General features: G+C 46.3%; 21 protein-coding genes. 3 read left to right on the forward strand and 18 right to left on the reverse strand.

The window, feature by feature from the left end; translation table 11 throughout:
• Positions 1-243 precede the first annotated feature (243 nt).
• Positions 244-1,146, forward strand: coding sequence for a class I SAM-dependent methyltransferase (locus tag BBD42_RS07165; RefSeq protein WP_099517629.1), 903 nt, complete (start codon positions 244-246; stop codon positions 1,144-1,146).
• Between the two features lie 63 nt (positions 1,147-1,209).
• Here the strand turns inward: BBD42_RS07165 and BBD42_RS07170 are convergent, their stop codons facing one another.
• From BBD42_RS07170 to BBD42_RS07195, 6 genes are all read right to left on the reverse strand, one after another.
• A complete protein-coding gene (locus BBD42_RS07170) occupies positions 1,210-2,361 on the reverse strand; it encodes a response regulator (protein ID WP_172455422.1) in 1,152 nt (383 codons plus the stop codon).
• Positions 2,342-4,153, reverse strand: coding sequence for a sensor histidine kinase (locus tag BBD42_RS07175; RefSeq protein WP_099517631.1), 1,812 nt, complete (start codon positions 4,151-4,153; stop codon positions 2,342-2,344). The genes BBD42_RS07170 and BBD42_RS07175 overlap by 20 nt, the downstream gene beginning before the upstream one ends.
• Before the next feature lie 66 nt (positions 4,154-4,219).
• Positions 4,220-4,714 (reverse strand): phage holin family protein, encoded by a 495-nt coding sequence (locus tag BBD42_RS07180; RefSeq protein ID WP_099517632.1) that lies wholly within the window; start codon positions 4,712-4,714, stop codon positions 4,220-4,222.
• 415 nt (positions 4,715-5,129) lie between these two features.
• The gene (gene cdiI / locus BBD42_RS07185) at positions 5,130-5,528 is read right to left on the reverse strand and encodes a ribonuclease toxin immunity protein CdiI (RefSeq protein WP_099517633.1); all 399 of its coding nucleotides are present in this window, start codon (positions 5,526-5,528) and stop codon (positions 5,130-5,132) included.
• A 12-nt stretch (positions 5,529-5,540) separates the two neighbouring features.
• Positions 5,541-6,725 (reverse strand): CdiA family toxin C-terminal domain-containing protein, encoded by a 1,185-nt coding sequence (locus BBD42_RS07190; RefSeq protein ID WP_099517634.1) that lies wholly within the window; start codon positions 6,723-6,725, stop codon positions 5,541-5,543.
• A gap of 191 nt (positions 6,726-6,916) precedes the next feature.
• The gene (locus tag BBD42_RS07195) at positions 6,917-7,207 is read right to left on the reverse strand and encodes a hypothetical protein (protein ID WP_099517635.1); all 291 of its coding nucleotides are present in this window, start codon (positions 7,205-7,207) and stop codon (positions 6,917-6,919) included.
• 233 nt (positions 7,208-7,440) lie between these two features.
• On the opposite strand from BBD42_RS07195, the gene BBD42_RS32815 reads away from it, so the two are divergent.
• Positions 7,441-7,560, forward strand: coding sequence for a transposase (locus tag BBD42_RS32815; RefSeq protein ID WP_481855923.1), 120 nt, complete (start codon positions 7,441-7,443; stop codon positions 7,558-7,560).
• Positions 7,561-8,382: 822 nt separating this feature from the next.
• On the opposite strand, the gene BBD42_RS07205 is transcribed toward BBD42_RS32815, so the two are convergent.
• From BBD42_RS07205 to BBD42_RS07230, 5 genes are all read right to left on the reverse strand, one after another.
• Positions 8,383-8,694 carry a hypothetical protein gene (locus BBD42_RS07205; RefSeq protein WP_099517636.1) on the reverse strand — a complete coding sequence of 104 codons (312 nt, stop codon included), beginning with the start codon at positions 8,692-8,694 and terminating at the stop codon, positions 8,383-8,385.
• Positions 8,695-9,048: 354 nt separating this feature from the next.
• Complete coding sequence (locus BBD42_RS07215) at positions 9,049-9,264, reverse strand: hypothetical protein (RefSeq protein WP_099517637.1); 216 nt, start codon at positions 9,262-9,264, stop codon at positions 9,049-9,051.
• On the reverse strand, positions 9,261-9,608 hold the full coding sequence (locus tag BBD42_RS07220) for a hypothetical protein (RefSeq protein WP_099517638.1): 348 nt from the start codon (positions 9,606-9,608) through the stop codon (positions 9,261-9,263). The genes BBD42_RS07215 and BBD42_RS07220 overlap by 4 nt, the downstream gene beginning before the upstream one ends.
• A gap of 245 nt (positions 9,609-9,853) precedes the next feature.
• Entirely contained in the window at positions 9,854-10,342 is a 489-nt protein-coding gene (locus BBD42_RS07225) for a hypothetical protein (protein WP_099517639.1), read from the reverse strand.
• 13 nt (positions 10,343-10,355) lie between these two features.
• On the reverse strand, positions 10,356-10,541 hold the full coding sequence (locus tag BBD42_RS07230) for a hypothetical protein (RefSeq protein WP_099517640.1): 186 nt from the start codon (positions 10,539-10,541) through the stop codon (positions 10,356-10,358).
• A gap of 323 nt (positions 10,542-10,864) precedes the next feature.
• Here BBD42_RS07230 and BBD42_RS07235 point away from each other — a divergent pair, with 323 nt between their 5' ends.
• Positions 10,865-11,134 (forward strand): helix-turn-helix domain-containing protein, encoded by a 270-nt coding sequence (locus tag BBD42_RS07235; protein ID WP_099517641.1) that lies wholly within the window; start codon positions 10,865-10,867, stop codon positions 11,132-11,134.
• A 157-nt stretch (positions 11,135-11,291) separates the two neighbouring features.
• On the opposite strand, the gene cdiI (BBD42_RS07240) is transcribed toward BBD42_RS07235, so the two are convergent.
• The 7 genes from cdiI (BBD42_RS07240) to BBD42_RS07270 all read right to left on the reverse strand — a co-directional run bounded on the left by cdiI (BBD42_RS07240) (position 11,292) and on the right by BBD42_RS07270 (position 23,537).
• On the reverse strand, positions 11,292-11,633 hold the full coding sequence (cdiI, locus tag BBD42_RS07240; RefSeq protein WP_237163403.1) for a ribonuclease toxin immunity protein CdiI: 342 nt from the start codon (positions 11,631-11,633) through the stop codon (positions 11,292-11,294).
• Positions 11,634-12,003: 370 nt separating this feature from the next.
• A complete protein-coding gene (locus BBD42_RS07245; RefSeq protein ID WP_099517642.1) occupies positions 12,004-12,249 on the reverse strand; it encodes a hypothetical protein in 246 nt (81 codons plus the stop codon).
• 513 nt (positions 12,250-12,762) lie between these two features.
• A complete protein-coding gene (locus tag BBD42_RS07250) occupies positions 12,763-15,561 on the reverse strand; it encodes a glycoside hydrolase family 3 C-terminal domain-containing protein (protein WP_099517643.1) in 2,799 nt (932 codons plus the stop codon).
• Positions 15,562-15,735: 174 nt separating this feature from the next.
• Positions 15,736-16,611, reverse strand: coding sequence for a sugar phosphate isomerase/epimerase family protein (locus tag BBD42_RS07255; RefSeq protein ID WP_099517644.1), 876 nt, complete (start codon positions 16,609-16,611; stop codon positions 15,736-15,738).
• Positions 16,612-16,723: 112 nt separating this feature from the next.
• Complete coding sequence (locus BBD42_RS07260; RefSeq protein WP_099517645.1) at positions 16,724-18,055, reverse strand: glycoside hydrolase family 125 protein; 1,332 nt, start codon at positions 18,053-18,055, stop codon at positions 16,724-16,726.
• Positions 18,056-18,075: 20 nt separating this feature from the next.
• Complete coding sequence (locus BBD42_RS07265) at positions 18,076-21,219, reverse strand: alpha-mannosidase (protein WP_099517646.1); 3,144 nt, start codon at positions 21,217-21,219, stop codon at positions 18,076-18,078.
• Positions 21,216-23,537, reverse strand: a complete 2,322-nt coding sequence (locus BBD42_RS07270; RefSeq protein ID WP_099517647.1) for a glycoside hydrolase family 3 N-terminal domain-containing protein — start codon at positions 23,535-23,537, stop codon at positions 21,216-21,218. Before BBD42_RS07270 ends, BBD42_RS07265 begins: the two co-directional genes overlap by 4 nt.
• Positions 23,538-23,547 lie beyond the last annotated feature (10 nt).

The following is a 23,547-nucleotide window of genomic DNA, read 5'->3' on the forward strand; positions in this document are numbered from 1 at the left end:
GAATAACCGAACAAGCTCCTAAATGTTGCTAATCTTGCTTTAGATTCTATTTATACTCTAAGTACTTCCACGTTATTTGTCCGGTTCCATTTTATTTTTGGTTATGTCTTGGAACACGGCACGATGCTTAAGGTAAAAAAGAGGATTTGCTTTTCGTTCCGTTAAAAGGTATTGTAGATATACAGAGTCTTTAAAGTCTGCGAAATGCATGCCATTTTATTATTAAGGAAGGAATGACGAGATATGAGCAATGACTTGTTTAATGCAGCTGTGTGGGAGAAGGCATGGACGGAGGACCCGAACGCGACGGGCAATAAAATGAAGAAGGCCGGAATTGGCCGTACGTCCTTTGACCATAAAGCAAAGAGCTTTAATGCAGAGGTATTCAGTGCAGAAGGAAGACACAGAAGCGAGCGAATTATTCGCTGGATAGAAGGGCAAGGTGTCGACTTCCAAGGGCTGTCCGTACTCGATATCGGTGCTGCCTCGGGCGGATTTACGGTTCCTTTCATCGACCGTGGAGCACGGGTAACGGCTGTAGAGCCTAACGTTCCGTTAAGCGAGCTCTTCAGAGAGAATACAGCAAGGTTTGATCAGGGGCAGGTCGAACTGGTACATGATGTGTTTGAAGAGCTGGATATTGACGCAAGGGGCTGGAGCAACGCCTATGATCTCGTATTTGTGTCCATGTGCCCGGTCATTGTCGATTGGGAAAGCGTGGAGCGGGTGCTCAGCACGGCTCGCAAATATTGCTACATTAGTGTAGGTGCGGGGCCCAGAGAGCATAGTCTGCTGCAAGCTGTTCTTCCTTTGCTGACGGGCCAGGAGATTCATCCAGAAAGCTCGGATATGGCCTACTTAACGCACCTGCTCTATTTGAAGGGCTATTCGTTCCAATCCATTATTACGAAAGAAACAAAAACGACCGAGTCGTCTTACGAAGAAGCAATAGAGGAAGTCATGCAAGCGCTGAAAACCCATAAATTAATTCCTAATGCGTCCGCCCGCCAAATCGTTACCGATTATGTGCATCGTACTTATCCAGATGGCAAAGTGGTCATTCATCAGGGCGGACGTTATGGCAAGGTGCTGATTCAGCTGCAGGAGCTGAATATGTATACACGACCGGAAACTGTTAGAGCGTAGGTCAGCTTAGGTCGGCGTTCGTCAACGTAGGCCGAGGCCATACCTTTAATTATGCAACTTTCATTATTTTGCGTTATCAGCTAATTCACTGACCAGAGAATCGTATAAAAGGAGCAACGCTTTGGATGGACGAATGCCGAGCTCCTTTTTGACCAGTCTCACATATTCGGTGTATTGGGCGGTAAGCCCCTTCTTGTTTCCATCCTGCGCATGCTTGCGGAGCAGCAAGCTCAGGACGGATTCATCAAGGGGATTTTGTGCATAGAGCTTTAGCAGCAGCTTCGATGCTGCAGCCGTTTTGGAGAGAGCGAAGAGTGTCTCCACTACATTTTTGACGAACGAGGTGTAAAGCTCTGCCAGCCGCTCTGTCTCGTGTATTGCCCAGACGTAGGCTTTGCTGCCGAACAGCTCCCCCGTGTAGAGCCTTTCCACGTTCAGCGCATCCTCCACCGTAGCGGCGTCAATCTGCTTAAACTTTACCGCTTGGCGCTCGAACTCTTCAAAATCAATTATGGCATCTGCTAGTTCCAGCGCGTAGCCGTCGTTTTCCGAGCGAATGGCATCCCGAAGCGCTAACGGCTCTAATGATTTGCGGAGCTGATAGACCGTCGTATTCAAATACTTTTCAGCATTCACATTCGTCATCCCGGCAAAAATATCTGCAACGAGCCTGGCACGCGAAATTCGCTGACCACGGTTCAGCAGCAGGTAGGCAAACAGCTCAGCGCTTTTGCTGGAAATCCATTTTACGCGTCCCCGTTCATTTCGCACGGAAAAGTCGCCTAAAGCTGTAATGCTGACACGGTTCACGTTCTGAATTTGGGCGCTTGCTGTAAGGGAATCCCCTACCATCCTCCTGCCTTCAAGCGCGCGATGAATCGTCCGCTCCAGCCGCTCCTGCGTGACGGGCTTCACCAAATAATCGAGCACCGACAGCTCAAATGCCTCAACCGCATAGTCTTTATGCGAGGTGACGAATACCATTTGTATTTTGCTGCCCGCCTTGTCCAGCTTGGAAGCAAACGCAAGCCCGCTGTCGCCCGGCACGGAAATGTCAACAAACGCCAGCTCGACATCGGTATTTTCAGCGAGAAAATCGCCCGCCGCACGCGTGTCCGCAAATGCCCCTACGACCTGCAGCTCTGCGTATTTCGCCAGCATTTTTCGCATAATTAAATGCATAACGGGCTCATCGTCAATTAGGATGACTTTCATAAACATTCACCACCGTTCCCTCGCTATCGCTTCCAGCCCCGCTGTTAACGGCTCCTGGCAATGTAAACCGGAACGTCGTTCCGTGCCCAGGCGAGCTTTCAAACTGGAGCATGCCGCCATGCATGCGGAGAAACTCCCGGGTCAATACGAGACCAAATCTCATTTCGCTGCCATCCTCTCCACTTGCAAAGCCAGGCTCCTTGAAAAAGAGCTCATCATGACGCAGCAGCCGCGCCGTCTCCTCATCCATTCCGCTCCCGTTGTCGCTAACGGATACCGTTACCACATTATGTTCAATAGAAGAGCTGAGCTCGATCTTCCCATTGATATCCGTATATTTAATCGCATTGGACAGCAAATTTCGAAAAATCAGATCCAGCATTTCCTTATCGGCATTCACCGTCAGCTTCTCATCGATAAGCTCGGAAATTTGAATGTTTTTCATCGCCGCTCTGGCCCCTGCCAGCGATAAAGCTTGGCGGACAACCTGCTGCAGGTTCCAGGCCAGCGGCCGGAACGCAACCTCGCCATTTTGACTGCGATACCAGTCCAGCAAATTGTCGACGAGATGGAAGGTGCCGCGTACCTGCCGTCTAATCTCTTGAAATACTTCAGCGCTGGCAATATCGGTATCCGTAGGCTCCTCGCCCAGCAGCTCGGTTAAACTGACGAGAAGGGCAATAGGATCGCGAATATCATGAGCCATTACGGTGAACAGCTTATCCTTAAAGGCATTCAGTTGGGACAACTGCTGCGATTTTTCTCGCAGGCGCTCCTCATTCTCCTTCAGCTCCGTAATATCGCTGAACATCAGCATTTTGCCAATCGGGGTTGTTCCCGTGTCGTAAATATAAGTTAAACTGCAAATGTAATACATCTGCCGATCGCCAAGCAACAGCTGGAGAGGAAAGCGCTCATCTAGAAAATCCGCTGCCGATGTTCGCCGAAGCAGTTCAGGGCTGGTCGCTAGTATGTCCTTGCTGGGGGCAGGGAAGCTTTTAGCTTGCATCAACTCAGGAAACACCTCTTCAGCCGCGCGATTGTGGTTCACGATCTGATTGTCATAATCCAGCAGCACGACGCCGTCGCGAACGGTATCAAACATTTTGGCATAAGCAAGCGGCGTTAAACGAAGCAGTCCGAACCGAAAAATGCCCCAAGCATAGATGACGCCGGAAACAGCGAACCCCAGTGGAGTAAAATCAATGATCGTATTAAACATATAGCCAATATTAAACAGCATCGGCGCGGCCGCTCCGAGAATTAGGAGGACAATCTGCTTCCGCACTATGGGCAACGCTCGGATATACATTGGAATAAACAATAAAATGCCCAGCAGCAAAATCGTATAATTATAAACGCCATGCACCGCATACCACGGGCCTTTTAATGTATTGTACAACGGAACGGTATCGCTTGGGTTCGGAAAATAGCCTGCGTACACAAGATGATGCCATTCATTAGTAAGATGCAGGAGAAATGTGGCTGACGGAATGAGAAAAAGCAGCAGCGCAAGCCACTTTCGGTAAGGGGCTGCAAGCCCGGTAAATTGGATCACCATGAGCAGCCAAAAAGCAGAGACGAAGGGAATGCCTAAATATTCGAACTGAAGCGACAGCTTTACGCCATCCAAGGTAACGCTCAAAATTTCGAAGGCATAGCCAAGCGCATAGCAGGACGCCGCCGCCATCATGTAAACCATCGTTCTTGCCACCTGCAAATGGCGTTTCCGATAGGATAGGAACAACACAAACAGCATCAGCGCCGTCGCAAAGCACAGCAATACTGACATCCACAACCTCGTATCCACGGCGGCACCTACCTTTCATTCGCTGTTTCGAACATCTCGTCTATGGATTTATTCCCTTTGTGTTTCATTTTCAGGGTTGTCCGTCACGTTTGCAATAGCCCCACGTTCTGCTGCCCGATTAATTTTTTTATCCAACTCCGAGCTCACCCATGATAATAGAGACTCAAATACATTCAAAGGCAACCACGCCCCCCACCCAGCACGAAGAGCGTTCGCAACCATCGACTGTATAACGTGATAGAGGAGCCCCGCAGTTAGCGCACCAAAAAAGAGACCTGGCAAATTAAACAACAGATCTAACAAATGACCGCCAGCCGGCAAAGCCAGCATAAAGAATGTGCGAAATACACCATCAATTCCATACTTGCTTGCGTATGAAAAATCCTTTTTAGCCGCCCTTATGCCACTAATCCAATCCATTGCTACGAAAAATAGCAACGCCATCATCGCTGTTAACACTGCATCACCCGCTCCATACAAATATTCAAAAATAGGTACAACGAAGGCACCCGCTGTTGTAATTAGGGCTTGCCCTTTGTTCATGATTTTTTCCTCCTAAAAGTAAAAGCTCCGCCGCGGCGGAGCTTTATTTTATATTTTTATGATGTGACGACTTTATAAAACGAAGATAACAAAAAACAGGTCAATCATGGTGGGATCTGACCATAATCGACCTGTTTGATGTAATGAAATAGCATTATTTAGGTTATAAAATTAATGCATATGATGTGCATACAACCGAAATGGAGAACTATTTATATGGGTATTACATGGGTTAGATGTGTTATTGGTTGAATGATGGATTCATTCGGCACTGGGCGGGAGGTCTACTTCTTCATCCCCATATTCATACTAAGGAACGAAAAAGACCATAACACGGGCATTTACTCGTATCATAGATCAATTGGTTGTAATATCCAATTCTTGACGCTCTATCACTTATTCGCTAATCCAATCATTATTCTTCAATACTATATTTATCTTTTATTTTTAATAAAGATTCGCTTATTAAATCTTTCTGATCTGCGTTCTTTTCTATATAGAAACTACATGCTACCTGCAAGTAATCATACAGTTCTTTGTAACTTACAATATCATAATTATCATCTGCACCATAATAAAACAAAACACTATTCTCGCCAAAGTAACCTTCATCTCCAACATTGTATTCATCTGAATATATAACTCCCATATAATCTCGTCTGTCAACATATTCGTTTAAAAAACCATCCAATACCTTAACAAAGTCATACTCCAAAACAAAATCGCCAAGAACATCAATGACTGAGCCTTTTTCAAGTCCGTTTTCTTCGTACCTTAGAATAAACTTATTCTTATCATCGTAAACAGTAGTCATTATGGTATCTCCTTATTTTTCTCCAAATTTCAGTACCGGATAAAAGTTTTCAATTTCTCCAGTATCAACATTTCTTATCCCTTCAAACTTCAACCCATTACTTGAAAAACCCCGAATTATTTGCTTGTTTTTTTGACTTTTTAATTGACTTACTCTTTGCGATTTTATTCCTTCCTCCATTGCCTCTTTTCCTAATCGTATAATACCGTCATTAGAAATTGTATTAGGATCATATATAGTTTTTTTATACGGTGGTTTATCTTCCTTGGGTATATCCTTAAATTCACCAGTACCTTTTCCTGTATAATCTTTTATTTCGACCTTCATTCTATATTCCAAATCATAAATACCAGGAATGTCGGGATGTTCTAATTTATTCACCTCTTCTAATGAGTACTTCCCATTTTCGTCAAAAAATTTCTTAAATTCATTGTAGTTATGACCACCACTAACTCCCTTCCATTCTGTTACTTTTTCTACCTCTCCAGTTAAGTGTTCAATATAATATCCTTCTTTGTATATAAGATTACCCGTCCCCTCATAACTGGAACTACGAATACTCTCCATATTCGGCCTGCTTATTTCGGAACTTTTTAAAACTCCAATAGTCGAATCTCGCACACCTTTTGATAGCTTTTCATCATGGGGAACAATTGAACTAGAGTGCTGATTCGTGTTTTGAAAATATAAATCTCCTTCTGTATTTGCTGCAGCTACTTGACTAGCATCGCTACCTTTATAACCAGCAATAACACCCGCATTCTCTTCTAGCTCTTGCATTAGTTTATACTCTGTACCCATTTGCTCTGCATCCATCGATTTGTTGGATAAAATATTCAATTTTGCCGAGCCTAATTCATTTCCGGTATGAGAAGCAACCCCGTTCACATTATCGCTGGTAGTAAAAGTACGACTTCTCAACTCGTGCTGCATGTTTGAAGGTAGTTGGCCGTTATAAAGCGCCTGCGTGCGATTCACTCCAAGCCCCTTCAGCCTTTTCAATGCCGCTTGGATGGGATGCAGGGCTTTCCCAGCACCTCCCACCGCTTCGCTTAATCGCTCCGCCGCCTTCATAATAGTGACACGGGGAGCTTCCAATTTATTTAATGCTGAGCCTGCTCGGGGAGCATGGATTGAGCTGACCAAGAAAAAAAAGTCAACAAAAAACAGGTCAATTATGGTGGAATCTGTGACCATAATCGACCTGTTTTTTGTAACGCTGTAGCGCTATTTAGGTTATTGAATTAAAGCATTTGATGTGCATACAAACGAATTGAAGAAATCTTTATATGGGTATTACATGGGTTATATGTGTTATTGGTTGAATGATGGGTTCATTCGGCACTGGGTAGCCCCCATAGACCTCTTTACGAGAAACTAATGATTTATTACAATTCTATGTTAAAATTGACTATGAAACTATATATCACTGACTCCAATGGTATATCTGTGGGTTTAATAGATTTACCAAGACATATGCCTACCATTTTTTTATCAGTTGGTGAATTAGAAATTTGAACTGAAACAACTTCCAATTCTAGCTCTTTGTTTTCAGGTGTCCGAAGAACAATTTTGTCACCAATTTTATTTAAAGATGCGAGAACAGGGTTAATTCCAACTATAATAGTTCCATTTTCTTTGGATTCAAACACATCTCCAACTTCCATTAATCTTTCCATATCATAACTTCCTTTTTATCTATTTTGGATATATAGCTCATCCTTAACGTCTCGAATACTTACTTTTCGCATAACTAATTAATTCATGTATTTGTTCTTTGGTAAGTAGTGTATCATTCCTATATCCTTTAGTATCAAAAAAATTCTTACCTTCACCCCTATTTAGCCCCCTAGAGAACTTGGACACTAAGAGAGTGTATGAGGAATACTACTAGTAACAGGGGATGATGAAATTGAAACAAAATAAACATTCAAAAGAATTTAAACTACAAGTCATAAAAGAAGCACTGGAAACAGGCAATAAAGCAGCCGTATCAAGACGCTATAAGATTGCAGCAAATATGCTTTATTAATGGACGAAAGAATATGAAGCTGGCAAATTTGGAGAAGATTCACTGGATTCGGTAACCGCCTTGGAATCCAAAATACTGGCCCAAGAGAATAATCAGCTGAAGCATCTCCTTGGAGAGCAGGCACTTGTGATTGCGACTTTTCGTGACTTAATAAAAAAGAAAAACCCTCATTTGCTGACAAAATGGGAGTAGCCGATTTCTACGTCGAAAAGGGATATGCCATCCGGCTTGTTTTAAGGCTAGTGAGCATCCCAAGATCGAGCTACTATTACGACAAATACGGTAACGTGGCCAAGAAGATGGTGAGTGAGGGACCCCAGAATCTGGTTGCTCCTATCAAGAAAGTGGCATGCATGTAGCCAATGAACAGATTGAAGAATGGCTGATGGAGCTGATTTCAGGCGATGGCTACAACTAAGGATATCGTAAATGAACTGTGGATCTAAAGCGTACGTACAAGTTAATCATTAATAATAAGAAGGTCTATTGTCTTTGCAAGAAACTAGATTTATTGCGTCCTCAACGTAAAGCAAAGACGAAATACCCTAGAAAATGAGCTCGTAATCTAATCATTACAGCATCGAATCAACGATTTGAAACCGACACTAAATACGGCTATATCGCAGGTGAACATCACTTTCTCTTCATTCAGTCGTTCAACAATGTGTACGATCGTTCCATTGTCTCCTATCATATTGGACTTAGCTGTGAGGCTAAAGATATGGTTCGGACGCTGCAGCAAGCTCTGCTGAAACGACAGTATTTGATGTGCCTACAAAGCAAGTCGTACGCTCGGATATCCTTATTTCTATAAAGTATGCTTTATTTCTTAGAATCATCATCTGAAAAATTCAAGTTCAAGTGAATTATTGATCCCTTTTTTATTTTCTCAACATCCACTCGTTCTTGAATATTTATTCCTATAAGAGGGGTATTTGAAATCGAAAATGACACACTTATATCTTTTATTACAAATTCGAATTCCGTTTCATTCACACTGCTGACAGTTATCTTAGAACCAACTAGTTTCTTTAATTTTGTAATGTGATGTGTATCTGATTCAACAAAGCTAACGACTAACACCAAACCCCGGTTGGGTATATGAACTACATCATCTAACCTCATTAACTCCAAAATAAACTCTCCCTTCTATCGACTATCAATATAAAGCAAATCCCGTACATCTCTGATTCTGATTCCTGCGTTTCGTAGTCTGGATATTCAATCTCGTAAAAGCATAATTCTTTCTGCTTGTGTTATAACAGGAGCAAATCTCGCAGCACGTATGCTGGCTTGAGCCTCATCCAACGCAAAATTTCTAGTAATAGTATTAAATTCTTCATCTATAACTTGAAATGATCTTCCCGCTAAGCCTGCTTCATAATGTCCTATTACTTCATGTGCTATAGTATCTTTTCCCGTAATTTTGCTATTTGCAGACTCAATATTTCATGTAAATTCATTCTCTGAATCAAAAAGAGTCCTTCACTATTCTTTCTTATATTTTTCAACATAGTGGTGAATTCCTGTAAAAAGAACTTCTTTTACAGTTTCCGTATAATCTCCAAAACTCTCTTTTGATGAGATAATATCTAAAACTTGCTTTAATTGACCATCAATAATGATTGTAATTCCATCTGTCAGAGCACCATTCTTTTCATTTTTAAATACATCTTTTATTATAGTAATATTTTTCCCAGTCATGATATATCCCCTTCAAAATAGTTTTTATTATCATTACACCAATATTTAAAACCTTCATCAATTAAATCATAAAAATTTTTATATTCACCAATCCATTCATCCGGAATATACTCTTCAAAACTAGTGTATTCAGGAAACGTCGAATATAAAAACTTCTCGTCAAAATTTATTAATAAAGATGGTTTATAATCGTAGATAGCATTATCTTCATCAATTTCAACTGAAAATAAAAACTTTTCTTTTAGCTCATCAATTTCTACTTTATACTCTAATATTTTATTTAAAAATTCACTCACTGTTTTTTCATCTAAAATAATAATACCTTCTCTTTCATTATCAAACAAATCGTCGCATTTTTCCCATATTCAACAAGCCTTTCACTAACAGGTGTTAGTATATAGCAGCGAATAAAAAAAACACAACATGGCAGCCAGTTCGCATTGTGGCGTTATTGGGTATTTGGTTTTATGACTGACTACATAGAATTATTGACAGTTCAGAATTATCATCCACTCTTGACAATTCCGATGTATTCTCAATAGTTCATAGTATGCCTTTCATATTATTTGAATTTTTCGGTATTCAAAGACTAAAGGTCTTTAATGTCAATCGGTTCTTTTTCCAAAAACCTAGTATACCATTCATTCAAAGGGAAATGAGCAACATTTGTTATATCTAATGCAAGCGGTTTAATAGAAAATGAGCCACCTCTTTCAAAAACTTTTATTAAAAGTTCATAAATATTTAAGTGTTTATGGACAACTGGTGATTTGTCTGCATACTTAGCTAGCTGTAAATAATACTCAAATATTCTTTGTATATATAAATTTTTATTTAAAAACTCTACTGCTTCTGAACTACAATACATTGAAATCTCTATTTCATCCTCAACGTCACCAAGCAATTTCGCTATATTTGTAAAAGCTGGTGGTAGGGGCTTTAGCTGTTCTTCTTTAAAAAAAAGAGCTAATCTTCTTAAAAACTCATAACCTAATTTAGAATCTTCATCAGTCAAAGTTGTTCCTATATTATCCCAATGTATATTATTTATTTTTAATTTCGCACTCTCAAGATACACTTCGTTCACCTCATTAGCATTCGATATCTTTATCAAAATGTTTATTGAAATCCTTAGAAGCATCATAATCAGTAAACGGTGGGGGATTGGGATCTGTTACATCTGCTTTATCATGTGCATTTTTCACTGGCACAACATCAAATGTATCTTTTTCTGCATTCCATGTTGAACTATCCCTTAATGACATACCATCATCCATATATTCTTTTTCTTTAATCTCATGATTTGCTAGTTTCCTAAACCATTTCTTTTCTGCATCATTAAGTTCTCCCTTTTGTGACTTTTGCCATACATGTGCAATATCAGGATCAGCTTGAAAATGTAATTCTTTGTAGAGTTTACCACGAACAGATAACTATTTAATATCTAAGAATAAGTGCCTTTTCATTTCTAATATCTGTTCTTCTGTTAATCCTGTATTTTTAGAAACAGTTACGATGTCATCAAGCCCCGATTTTCTAATCTCAATGTGGCTTATCATTGAATTCAATTGAATAATGAGTTCAAAAAGAGGTCATTAATTTGAACTTAGACGCGATATTGGGACAAGTTTTAAAAGCACTTCGCAAAAAACATAAAGTTAGCCAAGAAGAGCTAGCTTTTCGCAGCACCCTTGATCGGACATACATTTCCATGCTAGAACGCGGCATTCATCAGCCCAGCCTTAATTCATTGATTACCATGGCCCAAATCGTTAAGATTAAGGCATCCGACTTGGTTAGTTTATATGAAATTGAACTGGAAAAGCTCAACGAGCACAATAATGTAAATATAGATGAAGACCGCCCGTAATGACTCGTCTTCTATTTTTTGAACAAAAAAAAACCATATGGAGTTGTTAGACTCGCATGTGGAACAGTAGTTCAATTTACATGGATTATATGCGTTATCGGTTGAATAATGGGTTTATTCTGCACAGGATAACCTACATAGACCTCTTTAGGAGAAACTAATGCAAATATCGTTTCCTAATACTAGTCAAATAGTTCTCCAGCTCATTACGGTCATCAGGAAATGCACCTACATAGTTTTTGCATGCCAGATTTAGATAATAATAAAATGTCTCATAGTTTAAAATTACTTCTTCATCATGTACAGAGAACCTGACACCATCAAACCTCTCCTCATCTTCTTCAATATCATCTGGAAATGAACAATCTGCCGCATTTATTCCAGTGCCAATGCCTACTGACATTTGCTCAACCATCCTCATAAAATTTGAACTAGGAACAGCATAAAAAAAAGCGATTACTGGAAAATGAATTTGTTCTAACATATCTTTTTCCTGCAACTTACTCCTCATACCCTGTACCCATTTGCTCTGCATTCATTGATTTGTTGGATAAATATTCAATTCCACCTGGCCTAATTCGTTTCCAGCCCAAACTCCGCGTGAACCTTGCCTAGCCCACGCAAGGAGAACCGGCGGAATGAGCGATTGCCCTTGATGTGACCAAATACGCTCTCTACCTAGACCTTACACCGAGCATAAATGGCGGATGTATCGTCATCCTCAAGGGCTTTTTTAGCCTTTGCCTTTAACTCTTCCCAAATCGTATTCCAGTGAACCTCGCGATTTCCCTTTGCTTTGTTGAATACGGGCTTGAAGGGGCGGCTGCTGCATTCTTCACATTCATACAACTTGAAGCTTTATTCCAAACCTAAAGCATTCTTTTTCGTTTGGTATTTACGTAGCGACCACTTGGGCATACAAAGCGATCATTGTGTTCCTCGTATGTCCAGTTCGAGGCGTGCCGGATGTCCTTTTGGTAACGATGCGTTTTTTCTTTCCTATAGTTTTCATAAGGAATGAGAAAATGACAGCTCGGTTCTTTTTCTTTGCCCATCGCATACAAGTAGTTCTCTTCGCTGCCATAGCCTGCATCAGCAATCACGGTTTTGGGCATGGACCAAGAAGACGCCGCCAATTGCACATGTACCCTGGATTCAATTAACCATTTTTCATATGATCTTCCTTCATCCGCATAAACGTGGTATCGGAATTGGTTTTGGAGTAGCTGTTGCGATCGCCAAAGCTGGCTTTCTGCTGCTCATACCTCACGAGCCTTGGAAGAAAATCCTCCCAAATCTGTTTCAGTGGCTGCTTTCAGGCACAGCGTGCTTTATGAAGCGGGGTGTGCTGTACTCCAAGCAATATTATAAGGAATTTAGCAACAGAGCTTCGAAGCACATCCGATCATATACTTGGCGAAGCGGGTAAATGATATTCTAACAGGCCTTTTCTGGGAGGCTAAAGAAATGAATAGAAAAGAGAAGAAGAAATAATAGAACCAATGAAATAAAGAAAAAACCTGCTTATCTCCTTTATAATTAGAAAGAGATAAGCAAGTTCTTGAAAGCGGCGTTATTTGCATAAATATTTGAGCAGCAATGCTTAGTCAGCTCAACCTCTACTTAACCTACACCTGTTTAAACTCAATCCACTCTATCTGCAAGCCCGGCTTGATGAATTCCAGCTTCAGCTCATAGAAGCCGGCTTCGAGCTCGACCTTCACAAGCTTCTGTTTGATCCATTTGCCTTCGGTTCCATTCGTTTGAATGGTCGTCATCAGTTGATCGTTCAGCGTTACATTACAAGCGCTTTGAGCCAGCTCCGTCTCTGGGGACATAATGCTGACAATGATCCGGTATTGCCCAGCTTGATCCACCTGCATAAAGGCCGATTCGAGCGCAGAAGGCTTCACCTGCGCATTTTGGGAAAGTGCTTGCACTTGCTCCGGAGAAGCAGCTGCTGCAAGCGAAGCATTTGCCTTGAACGCTTCAACCGTCTCTACGATTTCGTGTTTTCTCGAAAATACCGGCGCGTTCATGATGAACGTGCAAATATTTATGGCAGAGCGCTGCAATTCGCCGCGGGTCAACGTGCCATTTTCAAGCGATTCGATCGTATTGTCGTCCCAGCCATTGATTTCCGCACCGTAATTCGGCACCACCATATACAAATCGTTCTGCGCACGAACCATCCAGTTCGTTAATTTGCGATCCGCTGGGCCGCCACCCACGACATCGTTCATAATCGCCCACCAATCCGTCATCACGATGCCTGTAAAGCCCCATTCGCCGCGAAGAAGCGTCGTATTCAGGTCATAGTTGGAAGCGGCCCAATGTCCGTTAATCGGATTATAGGAGGTCATAATCGAATTCGCGCCGCCCTGCTTCACGGCGATTTCAAAGCCTTTCAAATATATCTCCCGAAGAGCGCGTTCAGAGACGACCGCATCTACTTTACTGCGATGCTTTTCCTGATTGTTGCAGGCAAAATGCTTCAGCGTCGAGTTAGAGCCGCCTTTCATAATTCCTTTCGTACATGCTGCCGCAAACATCCCCGAAATCAATGGATCCTCCGAAAAATATTCAAAGTTCCGTCCATTAAGCGGACTGCGGCGAATATTCAGACCCGGTCCGAGCAGCGTATCGATGTTGTTTCTTAATAGCTCCTGGCCTTCCATTACATACAGCTCTTCAACCAGCTCCGTATTCCACGTTGCCGCGAGCAAGGTGCCGATTGCGACCTGAGTCGCCTTCTGACCGCTATCCATCCGAATGCCAGACGGGCCGTCTGCTGTACAAGCAACAGGAATGCCATAGTTGAACAGCTGGTCGCTGACTCCGCCGAAAGCCGAAGCCGTTCCCGATGTAACGAGCGGGCTGCTCATGCCCTCGCCCCTGACGATTGCCGCCAAATCCTGATCGCTAAGCTGCGCAATGAACGTTTCCATGCCGACTTTACCCTCAAAAACATCCCTTAACGTATGTCCCTGATTGCCTGTCTGCGCTAGCGTTGCAGGAAGATTGGTCTCAATCCGTTCCGCCATAGAAATCTTCCGCTGCGGCACCTCTGCGGAGCTAAGCTCATAAGATCCGTCTTGCTTGCGATCGCCTGGCTTCATTCTCGTAAAGCTTTCCGTTGGCGCCATCGCTTCTTGCAGCTGCTCTACGACTTGAAGTGCCTCCACGACGTAGCCGTTTTGACCCTCGACAGCTACTTCTGCCACCTTTTTCACACTCGTTCCTACATAAAAACGGTAAGTGCCCGCTTCCAGCACATAAGCGGAAGAATGTCCCGTCACACCAGCGTCATCATAGGAAGCCATAGCAGAAACAGGGAAGCTCACCGTAAGGCGCTGCGATTCGCCCGGCTGAAGCGATTTAGTTTTCCCGAATGTGACCAGCGCTTTAGCCGGCTGACCCAGCTTGCCTTGCGGCGCTTCGTAGTAAACCTGCACCACTTCTTTGCCCGCATAGGCAGTTCCCGTATTCGTTACGTTGACGTCGATTTCAATGTATGTTTCGCCTGCTTTGGTAGTCAGCTTGGCATCCTCCGGCTTGATGTCGAATGAAGTATACGAGATACCGTAGCCGAACTCAAACTGAACCTTATCCGGACAAAACGTCTCAAAATAACGATATCCCACATAGATATCTTCCTCGTAGACGTTTTTAAATTCATTGCCGTAATTGCGAGTCGATGGATAATCGTTGATGGAATAAGCGATTGTATCCGTCAATTTGCCGCTTGGCGTTACATCACCAGCCAGAACATCGGCGATCGCATTGCCGCCTTCCATGCCGCCCTGCCAGGAGTAGATGACACCTGCAATAGGATGCGCGTAGCTTTCATCGTTCAGCCAGCTCATATCTATAATGTTCGATACATTGAGCACAACAACGGTTTGCTCAAAATAAGCCGTCACCTGCTTCAGCATCGCTTTCTCATCCGCCGTTAATTGATAGCTTCCTGCTTCATCGGCATTGTCTTGATCTTCCCCTGCGGTGCGCCCGATGACCACGATTGCCTTGTTCGACTTCCTTCTCGCTTCCGACACCAGTACATCCGTTAAAGGCATTTCCTTCTGATGCCATGGCTCAGCTGCCCAGCCGCCACCGCCGTTGTCGAATGGATTTTCCTCAATCCATTTCTCATAGACAGCAGCTAGCGCTTCATTGACAGCAGCATTCTTCTTGCTGCGAAGCCCGCCTAGCAGATTTGTTGTATAAGTAACATGAACGCTGCCGCCCGAACCGGTACCGCTGCGATAATAGTTAACCTGGGTTCTGCCAAAAACAGCAACGTTGTCGCCATCCTTAAACGGAAGCACCTGACCTTCATTTTTCAATAATACGGCGCCCTCTGCAGCTACCGTCCGGCTAAACTCTGCAAAACCTTCTAATGGAACTCCAATACTTTGTGTACTCAATTGATTTCCTCCTGTTTCTCTCATACCTCTATATCCACCCTCTTACTATACAAGCATCCCTTCAATAAAAGCAAAACCTCTTATTTATGAAAACAATCCTTCAAACGCAAAAAAATCCCGCTATCAACTAGCAGGATTCATTCACTAAGCAATTATCTCTTTCCTCTCCCTCCCCTACCTGTATTTGCGAATAAAATCAACGGCTTTACGAATATCCAGCTCCGGCTGCGTGCCTACCTCGCGCTCAATCGTCAAATAACCGGTATACCCAATGTCCTGCAGCGCCTGAAAATAGCGATTAAAATCGACTCCGCCCTCTCCAAGCGGAACTTCGCGGAAAAACAAGCCGGAGGAAACCATCTCTGCGATTTTCTCATGATCCATAGGCGCATACCCGACCGCTCCGTATACGTCTCTCGGATCAACCTCCTTAAGGCGAACGCCATCCTTCACATGGGTATGGACAATATAATCCTTCAATAGATGAACGCCTTGCACCGGATCATCGCCCGTCACCATGACCATATTTGCCGGGTCAAAATTAACCGATACGCCGTTCGTCGACAAGGTGTCGAGAAACGCTTTTAAGTCCGCCGCCGTTTCGGGACCAGTCTCAATGGCGAAGTAGGCTCCGACGCTTTTGGCATATTGGCCCAGCTCCTCGCATGCGGTATGCATCGTATGAAATGCAGCGGAGGACGAATCGTGCGGCGCGATGCCAATATGCGTCGTCACAATCGTCGTGCCGAGATCCAGCGCCAAATCGACGATACGCTTTGATTTTTCCACTTTCCAGCGATTATCCTCCTCTACCCCGAAGCCATGACCGCCTAAATCGCCGACCAGCGCAGAAATTTCCAAGCCGAGCGATTCTATGTAGCTTCTTAACTCCTTGCGTGCCGCAGGCGACAAATTTTCCGGGTCCATTTCCCCCTTCACCGCATAAATTTGCACGCCTTCCGCGCCGACCTCCTTGGCTTTCACCAATCCCTCTCGCACGCCCAGCCCGAAGCTGTCTACGATTACGCCTATTTTATTCGTTAGTTTCATCGATTCATTGGCCTCCTGTTGAACCTGTTATTTGATTCCTCTTGGCGAGTAAACGAGCCGCTAAACCACAATGACCCAGCCTGTCACCAGACAGAATCCGCGATCCGAAGTCTTACTGCTTCGGTTCCAAAATCCCCTTTGCCATCGCCTTGTAAACAAGCTGTGAGAACAGGCTGTTCGACCATGCGAACCATGGACGGGTAAACTGGTGGGGATCGTCGGCATGAAAGCCTTCATGCATAAAGCCCGTATCAGCATCCGTCGCTTCCAGCACCTGAATGATAGCAAGCATTTCCTCATCGCTCGCGGCTGTCAGCCCCTGCATCGATAAAGCCATAGGCCAAATATATCCCGGCGGCGTATGGGGGCTTCCGATTCCTTTAGCAGCTGTTCCTTCATAATAATAAGGATTGTCTCGGCTCAGGATGAAGCGCCTTGTGTTTTGGTAAATAGGATCATGAACATCGGTGTAGCCAATGTACGGAATGGAGAGCAAGCTCGGCGTACCCGCATCATCCAATAGGCAGTAATTGCCGAAGCCATCCGTTTCATAAGCGTACATTCTGCCATACACCGGGTGATTGTACATCCCATAGAGCTGTATGCCATGACGGATCTCTTCCTCCAAAATGGCCATTTCCCGCACAAACGCTTCGTCGCGGAACACCCATCTAGCCATCTCCTGCATTTGAGCGAGCGAGACAGCGGCGAACATATTCGCCGGAATATTGTAATGCAGCTCGCAAGCGTCGTCGCTTGGACGAAAGCCTGACCACACCATGCCCGTATAATTGACAGGCATTCCAAGCCCATCATTGCGCAGCGTGTCTATGGCTGGGCAGTTGGAGCGTTTGAACCGGTACGCCGATCGCTCGGCATGGCGCTGCTCTGTTTTCCATACGTTCACAATAGAACGCAGCGCTTGTTTGAACTGCTCGTCGAAAATATCAGTGAGCCCTGTTTCCTTCCAATACCTATAGGAGAGACGTATTGAAAAGCATAGCGAATCCAGCTCGAATTTCCGCTCCCATACCCAAGGGGACATTTCCGTATCGTCATTCGCATCCCAATGCCAATGATTGGCCGTTTCATTAAAAGCATTGGCGTATGGATCAATCGCAATATACGCCATATGACGCTTAATTAGTCCTGAAATGAGCCGCTGCAATGCTTCATCCTCTTTGGCAAAAGGCACGTAATGAATGAGCTGCTCCACTGAATCCCGCAGCCACATCGCCGGAATATCGCCCGTAATGACAAAGGTCGTACCGTCGTCCATCAGCTTCGTTGTCGTTTCCAGCGTATTGGGGAAACAATTGCGAAATTGCTGTTGGAGCTTCGGGCGATGGGCCAGCTTGACCTCCGCTTCCTCGAGCACCTTCATTATGGATTCTGGCAGCACCATTTGCGGCAGCTTTACCTTCGGCAGCTTAAATCGTTCCATAACCTACTGCTCCCCTCCTCCTACTCCTTATCCTGTTCCCAATCCGATGAAACGAGCTTCACCGTTTTTATTTCAAAAGGCTTGAAGGCCAGCTCGAATGCCCCTCGCTGACATGGCAGCTGCTCCATTTTATCCTCAAGCAAATTCACGACAGACGCCCTCGCTTTTTCATTCGGCCACTGGATACGCACAGTCTCTCTTCCGCCTGATGATTCATAAAACCGCAGCACGGTTCCAGTCCCGTCCTCGGAAGCTTTGATCGTGTCCAAAATGACATGCTCGCTTTCAAAACCCAGCCATGCATGCCGTGCAGGAAGCGCTGGAAGCGCTGAAACCGCAGGAAGCCCTCCTCTGTTCAGCTGCCCTGCTACCGTCATGACGGGATGATTTAATTCCATTGCTCGGCGAGCAACGTGAGCGCCCCGCCAATCCGCTTGATGAGGCAAAACAGAATAAGTGAACTCGTGCTCGCCTTGATCCGCATGTTCATCCGGCCATTTCGGCGCGCGCAGCAGCGATAAGCGAATCGTCTGGCCCTTAATGTCGTACCCATATTTGCAGTCGTTCAGCACACTCAAGCCGCCGTTGCCCTCGGAAATATCGGCCCAGCGATGTCCGCACACTTCAAATTGCGCCTGCTCCCAGCTCGTATTGTTATGCGTTGGACGCTCCAATGCACCGAATGGAATTTCATACGTCGCTTTCGCAGCAATAAGGTCAACCGGGAACGCTACCTTGAGCAATTTATGGCTTTCTGTCCAATTTACCTTCGTCTGAAAATCAACGCGGCGCTGATGGCGATACAAAATTATATCCTGGCTAATTTCCGAATCATTCAGCTTCCAGCGGAAGGCAAGCACATCCTTGGTGTCCCCTCGCAGCACAACTTCTTTCGAGATCAGCTGCACAGTGCCGGCACGCTGCGCTTCAAAGCGCGGATCAATATCCCATGCATCCCAATAAGTCGGTTTATCATGAAAAAATTGCAGTTCATTTGCTTTATCGCCCGGCTTCAGCCACTCGCGCTGCACAGACTTGTCGTACCAACGGATGATTTCCCCCAAATCATTAAATTCAAGCGTGTAAAAATCCGTCTCCCAAACGGCAGGAAAGGCCTCATCTGCTTGCGTATCCTTGGCGTCATCTGCATGCGCTGATGCACGCAGCCATATCGTTGTATAACCGAAGGCCGGGATAGACGGAACGTACACGGATACCGTCTGGACGTCCCCACTATGCTTGACATCGCAAGCCAGAAGCTCCCCGCTCACATCAACAACAGACAAGCCGCTCATTTCAGCGCTGCATGTCAAGCTGATTACTTCTCCGCGTTCCCAGCCCAGACTGTTGAACACGATGTAGGGCAGCCCCTCACCATCCGGCGCTATGCTGCCTGCAATGGCTTCAAGCGAGCGGTTGAGCCCGGCCGTCCCGATCTCCATCACCTTTCCATACTCCTCTGTAGACGTCACATAGGCTTCAGGAATAGATGTTCCCGGGATAATATCATGGAATTGATTGAGCAAAATGAGCTTCCAGCCTTCATCGAGCGCCTCCGTCACTGCGCTAGATAGCCCAGCGAACTGCGCCCACAGCTCCGCCTCGCGGTACAGCACCTCCGCCTTGCGGTTGCTTCGCTTATTTCTTGCATGCGTCGTGTAAGTGCCGCGATGCAGCTCCAAATACAAATCGCCATGCCACCTAGGCAGCGATTGCCCGCTTTTTCCGATTCCTTCAAAAAAAGCTCTGGCCGTGCTGAACCTGCTGACAGGCTGCCCAACCATAAAGGAAGACCGCTCGGCAAACTCGACCATTTCGTTCGTTACGCCGCCGCCACCGTCCCCATGCCCGTAAAGCAGCATTTGCTGCGGATGCAAATCCTTCTGTTTGTAAGACTTCCAATGTTCATCGACATCCTTGGGACGGGTATGCTCATTTACCCCATGGTTCAAATAGGCAATGACAGAGGTGCCGTCGATGCCTACCCAATCAAACAAGTCATAAGGGAAAGCGTTCGTGTCATTCCAATTGAGCTTTGTGGTCATAAAATACGGGATATCCGCCAGCTTCAGCATTTGCGGCAGCGACGCGCAGTAGCCAAACGTATCAGGAAGCCATTCGATGTTGGAGCGTTTGCCGAACTCCTCCTTATAGAAGCTTTGGCCGTATAAAATTTGCCGCACCAGCGACTCGCCGCTCGGAATATTTAAATCCGGCTCGACCCACATGCCGCCGACCAGCTCCCAGCGCCCTTCGGCAATCCGCGCCTTAATCCGCTCATACAATTCGGGATAATGCTCCTTTACAAAGGCATACAGCTGCGGCTGGCTCTGCGAATAGACAAATTCGGGGTATTCATCCATCAGCGTACATACCGTCGAAAACGTGCGGCTGGACTTGCGAACCGTTTCGCGTACAGGCCACAGCCACGCAATGTCGATATGAGACTGGCCGACCAAATGCATAAAGCCGCTGCGGCCGCCTTCCAAATCTTCTTCCTGCACCTTCTGGGCAAGCGACTGCTCCAGCCCGTTTACCCACTCGGCCTCGTGCCAGCGCTGCGGCTCGGCATGCATCTGATCCATGATGCGATGAATCGCTCCCACAAGGCGTTTTCGCTTCATATCGCTCTCCGGCAGCGCGTTCAACGACTCCGACAACACCGTCACGCTGTACATCAAGCTTTGCAGCGGATGATTCACTCGGACGAGCGCCGAGCGGATGCCAGCGATAGGCGGCTGAATGACCGCCTGGCGATTCAGCGGATCATGGGGCTCGGGAATCGGATCGTACAATTCGATTTCCAGCAGCGGCGTACTCCCTACCCGGTCCACGGGAAGCGGCACATACCAGTGATTGCGGTCGAGCCCATGATAAGGAGCCCCGTTCACCTTCAGCAGCCCTTCCCCGCCCGCTTCGAAAATAAGACCAACCGCGTCTTGATGCCAAGCCTTCGGTATGTCTGCTTTTTTCGTTAAAAAATATGTCGTGCCATGTGTACTGTAAAGAGGATTCACATGTTGCACACCGACATTTTGCTCATCCAGCACGTATTCGCCGGGCCGGATATATTTCGCCTTTTGCATATGCCACTGAGGGAGCTCCACCTTTTCCAGCCACTGCCGCTCGGCCATATCCTGTATGAACCGCTGAATCCGAATCATGCCTGTTCCCCCTCATGCTTAACATGCAAGCTGCATGCCAGCCAATCCTTCGAGCTGCTGCCAACCATTAAGCGGAATTCGCCTGGTTCTACAACCGGCTTCAGCTGGGCATTAATCAGCGCAAGATGCTCTTGGTTCACAGGGAAAGTGACAAGCTTCGTCTCCCCCGGCTGCAAATGAATTTTGCAGAAGCCCTTGAGCGAGGTCTCGGCACGGGTAACCGATGCGGATACATCGGTTACATACATTTGCACAACCTCGTCTCCAGCCACACCGCCGACGTTCGTCACTTCGATTTGCACCTCGGCTTCTCCGCCCGGAGCGATCACTTCCGGCACAACCCGTATGTTGTCGTAGCCAAATTGGGTATAGCTGAGCCCAAACCCGAATGGATATTGCGGCTCCAGATCCGTCTCCAAATACCGTTTGCCGCGCGTTCTCTTGGAATGATAATAAACCGGCAGCTGACCGACATGCTTCGGAATGGAAACGGTAAGGCGCCCGGAAGGATTGACGTCGCCGAATAAAATGTCCGCAATCGCATTGCCGCCCTCCTGTCCCGGATACCACGCCTCCAAAATCGCATGGGCATGCTCTTCAATCCACGGCTCGGCAATCGGCCTGCCGTTGATGTAGACGATGATAACCGGCTTGCCTAGCTTATATATTTCCTGCACCAGCTCAAGCTGCACCCCCATGAGATTAAGCGTCGAACGGTCGATGCCTTCACCGCACTCCATGTCGTTCCATGCGTTATCCGTAACGACGGACGCTCCTGTACGCAAATCAATGGTGCCTTCCCCGAAATCCCGGGCGCTGGAGCCGCCGATAACCATAACGATGGCATCCGCTTGCTCGGCGCAGGCGAGGGCATGGCCGAAGCCGTCTTTGGCGTCGCCCTTAATTCGGCAGCCAGGCGCATACAGCACCTGATCATCCGCATTCGCATTCGCGCCGAGCTTGCGGCGGATTCCCTCAAGTACGGTGACGATTTGTCCCTTAGGCTGCGGCGAGGTGTAATCGCCGAGCTGATTGTAGACGTGGTTCGCATTCGGACCGATAACGGCTATTTTGGCGCCTGCTTTGCTGAGCGGAAGCGTGGCCTGATCATTTTTGAGCAAAATAATGCCCTCCGCGGCTACCCTTCTCGCCAGCTCCACATGCTCCTCGCACCCGATAACCCGCTGCGCAAAATCAGGATCAACATAAGGCCGTTCGAATAAGCCAAGTCTGAATTTCATGTCGAGCACCCGTCCTGCCGCTGTATTCAGCTCATCCTCGGTCATCAGCCCCTGCGCAAGCGCGCCTGCTAAATGCTTGCCATACATATAGCCGGACATCTCCATATCGACGCCTGCTTTCAGGCTTTGCGCCACTGCCTGCTCCCCGTTCTCCGCTGTATTATGGCCGCTGACCAGCATTTGAATCGCGCCAAAATCGGTAATGACAAAACCGTCAAACCCCCATTCCTCGCGCAGCAGGTCGTTCAGCAAATAGGAATTTGAGGTGCAGGGCACACCGTCAATTTCGTTGTACGCCGTCATAACGGAGCAGGCTCCCGCCTCCACCGCCTTTTTGAACGGCAGCAAATCGATTTCATGAAGCTCGCGCAGCCCCATATGGACAGGAGCCGCATTGCGTCCGCCCTCGGAGCTGCCATAAGCGGCAAAATGCTTAAGCGTCGCCACAATCGTTTTGTCCGTATCCAGCCGCTCCCCTTGCAGCCCCTTAATCGCCTCGACCGCCAGCTCGCCGATTAAATAGGGGTCTTCCGCGAAACATTCCTCCGTCCGCCCCCACCGCGGGTCGCGCACGACATCAAGGACAGGCGAATACGTCGCAGCGCCCCCTTGGCTTCGAGTCTCTGCCGCAATCGCCTCGCACATTTCCCGGTACAAAACCTTGTTCCAGGTGCTTCCGACCGTAAGCGGAACGGGAAATACCGTTGCCCCAATTGCCATATGCCCATGAGAGCACTCCTCCCCGAACAAAATCGGAATGCCAAGGCGGGAGTTTTCAATCACGTATCGCTGGATTTCATTAGTCGCTACCGCACCTTGCCTTGGTGTAAGTCCCGTCTCCAGCGTCACCTCTGTCCAAGGATCAGCGCGGAGAACGCCGTATAAAGAACCTACTCCGCCCCGCGCAACCTCTTCCTTGAACTGCTCCGTCACCTGCACGGTGCCGTCCGCTTCCTTGAGGTAGGTTTTCCATCCCATAGGCTGGATGAGCTGGCCGATTTTCTCCTCTGTCGTCATACGTTCAAGCAAATCCTGAACCCGTTCCCGAATCGGAAGCGAAGCGTCTTTATAGTCCATGTGCATAATC

This window comes from Paenibacillus sp. BIHB 4019, assembly GCF_002741035.1.
Lineage (GTDB): Bacteria > Bacillota > Bacilli > Paenibacillales > Paenibacillaceae > Pristimantibacillus.

Bases quoted from the DNA above. Each gene is read 5' to 3' on its own strand.
- BBD42_RS07165 (WP_099517629.1), top strand. From the start codon at position 244: ATGAGCAATGACTTGTTTAATGCAGCTGTGTGGGAGAAGGCATGGACG.
- BBD42_RS07170 (WP_172455422.1), bottom strand. From the start codon at position 2,361: ATGAAAGTCATCCTAATTGACGATGAGCCCGTTATGCATTTAATTATG.
- BBD42_RS07175 (WP_099517631.1), bottom strand. From the start codon at position 4,153: ATGTCAGTATTGCTGTGCTTTGCGACGGCGCTGATGCTGTTTGTGTTG.
- BBD42_RS07180 (WP_099517632.1), bottom strand. From the start codon at position 4,714: ATGAACAAAGGGCAAGCCCTAATTACAACAGCGGGTGCCTTCGTTGTA.
- cdiI (WP_099517633.1), bottom strand. From the start codon at position 5,528: ATGACTACTGTTTACGATGATAAGAATAAGTTTATTCTAAGGTACGAA.
- BBD42_RS07190 (WP_099517634.1), bottom strand. From the start codon at position 6,725: ATGGTCACAGATTCCACCATAATTGACCTGTTTTTTGTTGACTTTTTT.
- BBD42_RS07195 (WP_099517635.1), bottom strand. From the start codon at position 7,207: ATGGAAAGATTAATGGAAGTTGGAGATGTGTTTGAATCCAAAGAAAAT.
- BBD42_RS07215 (WP_099517637.1), bottom strand. From the start codon at position 9,264: ATGACTGGGAAAAATATTACTATAATAAAAGATGTATTTAAAAATGAA.
- BBD42_RS07230 (WP_099517640.1), bottom strand. From the start codon at position 10,541: ATGGATGATGGTATGTCATTAAGGGATAGTTCAACATGGAATGCAGAA.
- BBD42_RS07245 (WP_099517642.1), bottom strand. From the start codon at position 12,249: ATGCCCAAAACCGTGATTGCTGATGCAGGCTATGGCAGCGAAGAGAAC.
- BBD42_RS07255 (WP_099517644.1), bottom strand. From the start codon at position 16,611: ATGAAACTAACGAATAAAATAGGCGTAATCGTAGACAGCTTCGGGCTG.
- BBD42_RS07260 (WP_099517645.1), bottom strand. From the start codon at position 18,055: ATGGAACGATTTAAGCTGCCGAAGGTAAAGCTGCCGCAAATGGTGCTG.
- BBD42_RS07265 (WP_099517646.1), bottom strand. From the start codon at position 21,219: ATGATTCGGATTCAGCGGTTCATACAGGATATGGCCGAGCGGCAGTGG.
- BBD42_RS07270 (WP_099517647.1), bottom strand. From the start codon at position 23,537: ATGGACTATAAAGACGCTTCGCTTCCGATTCGGGAACGGGTTCAGGAT.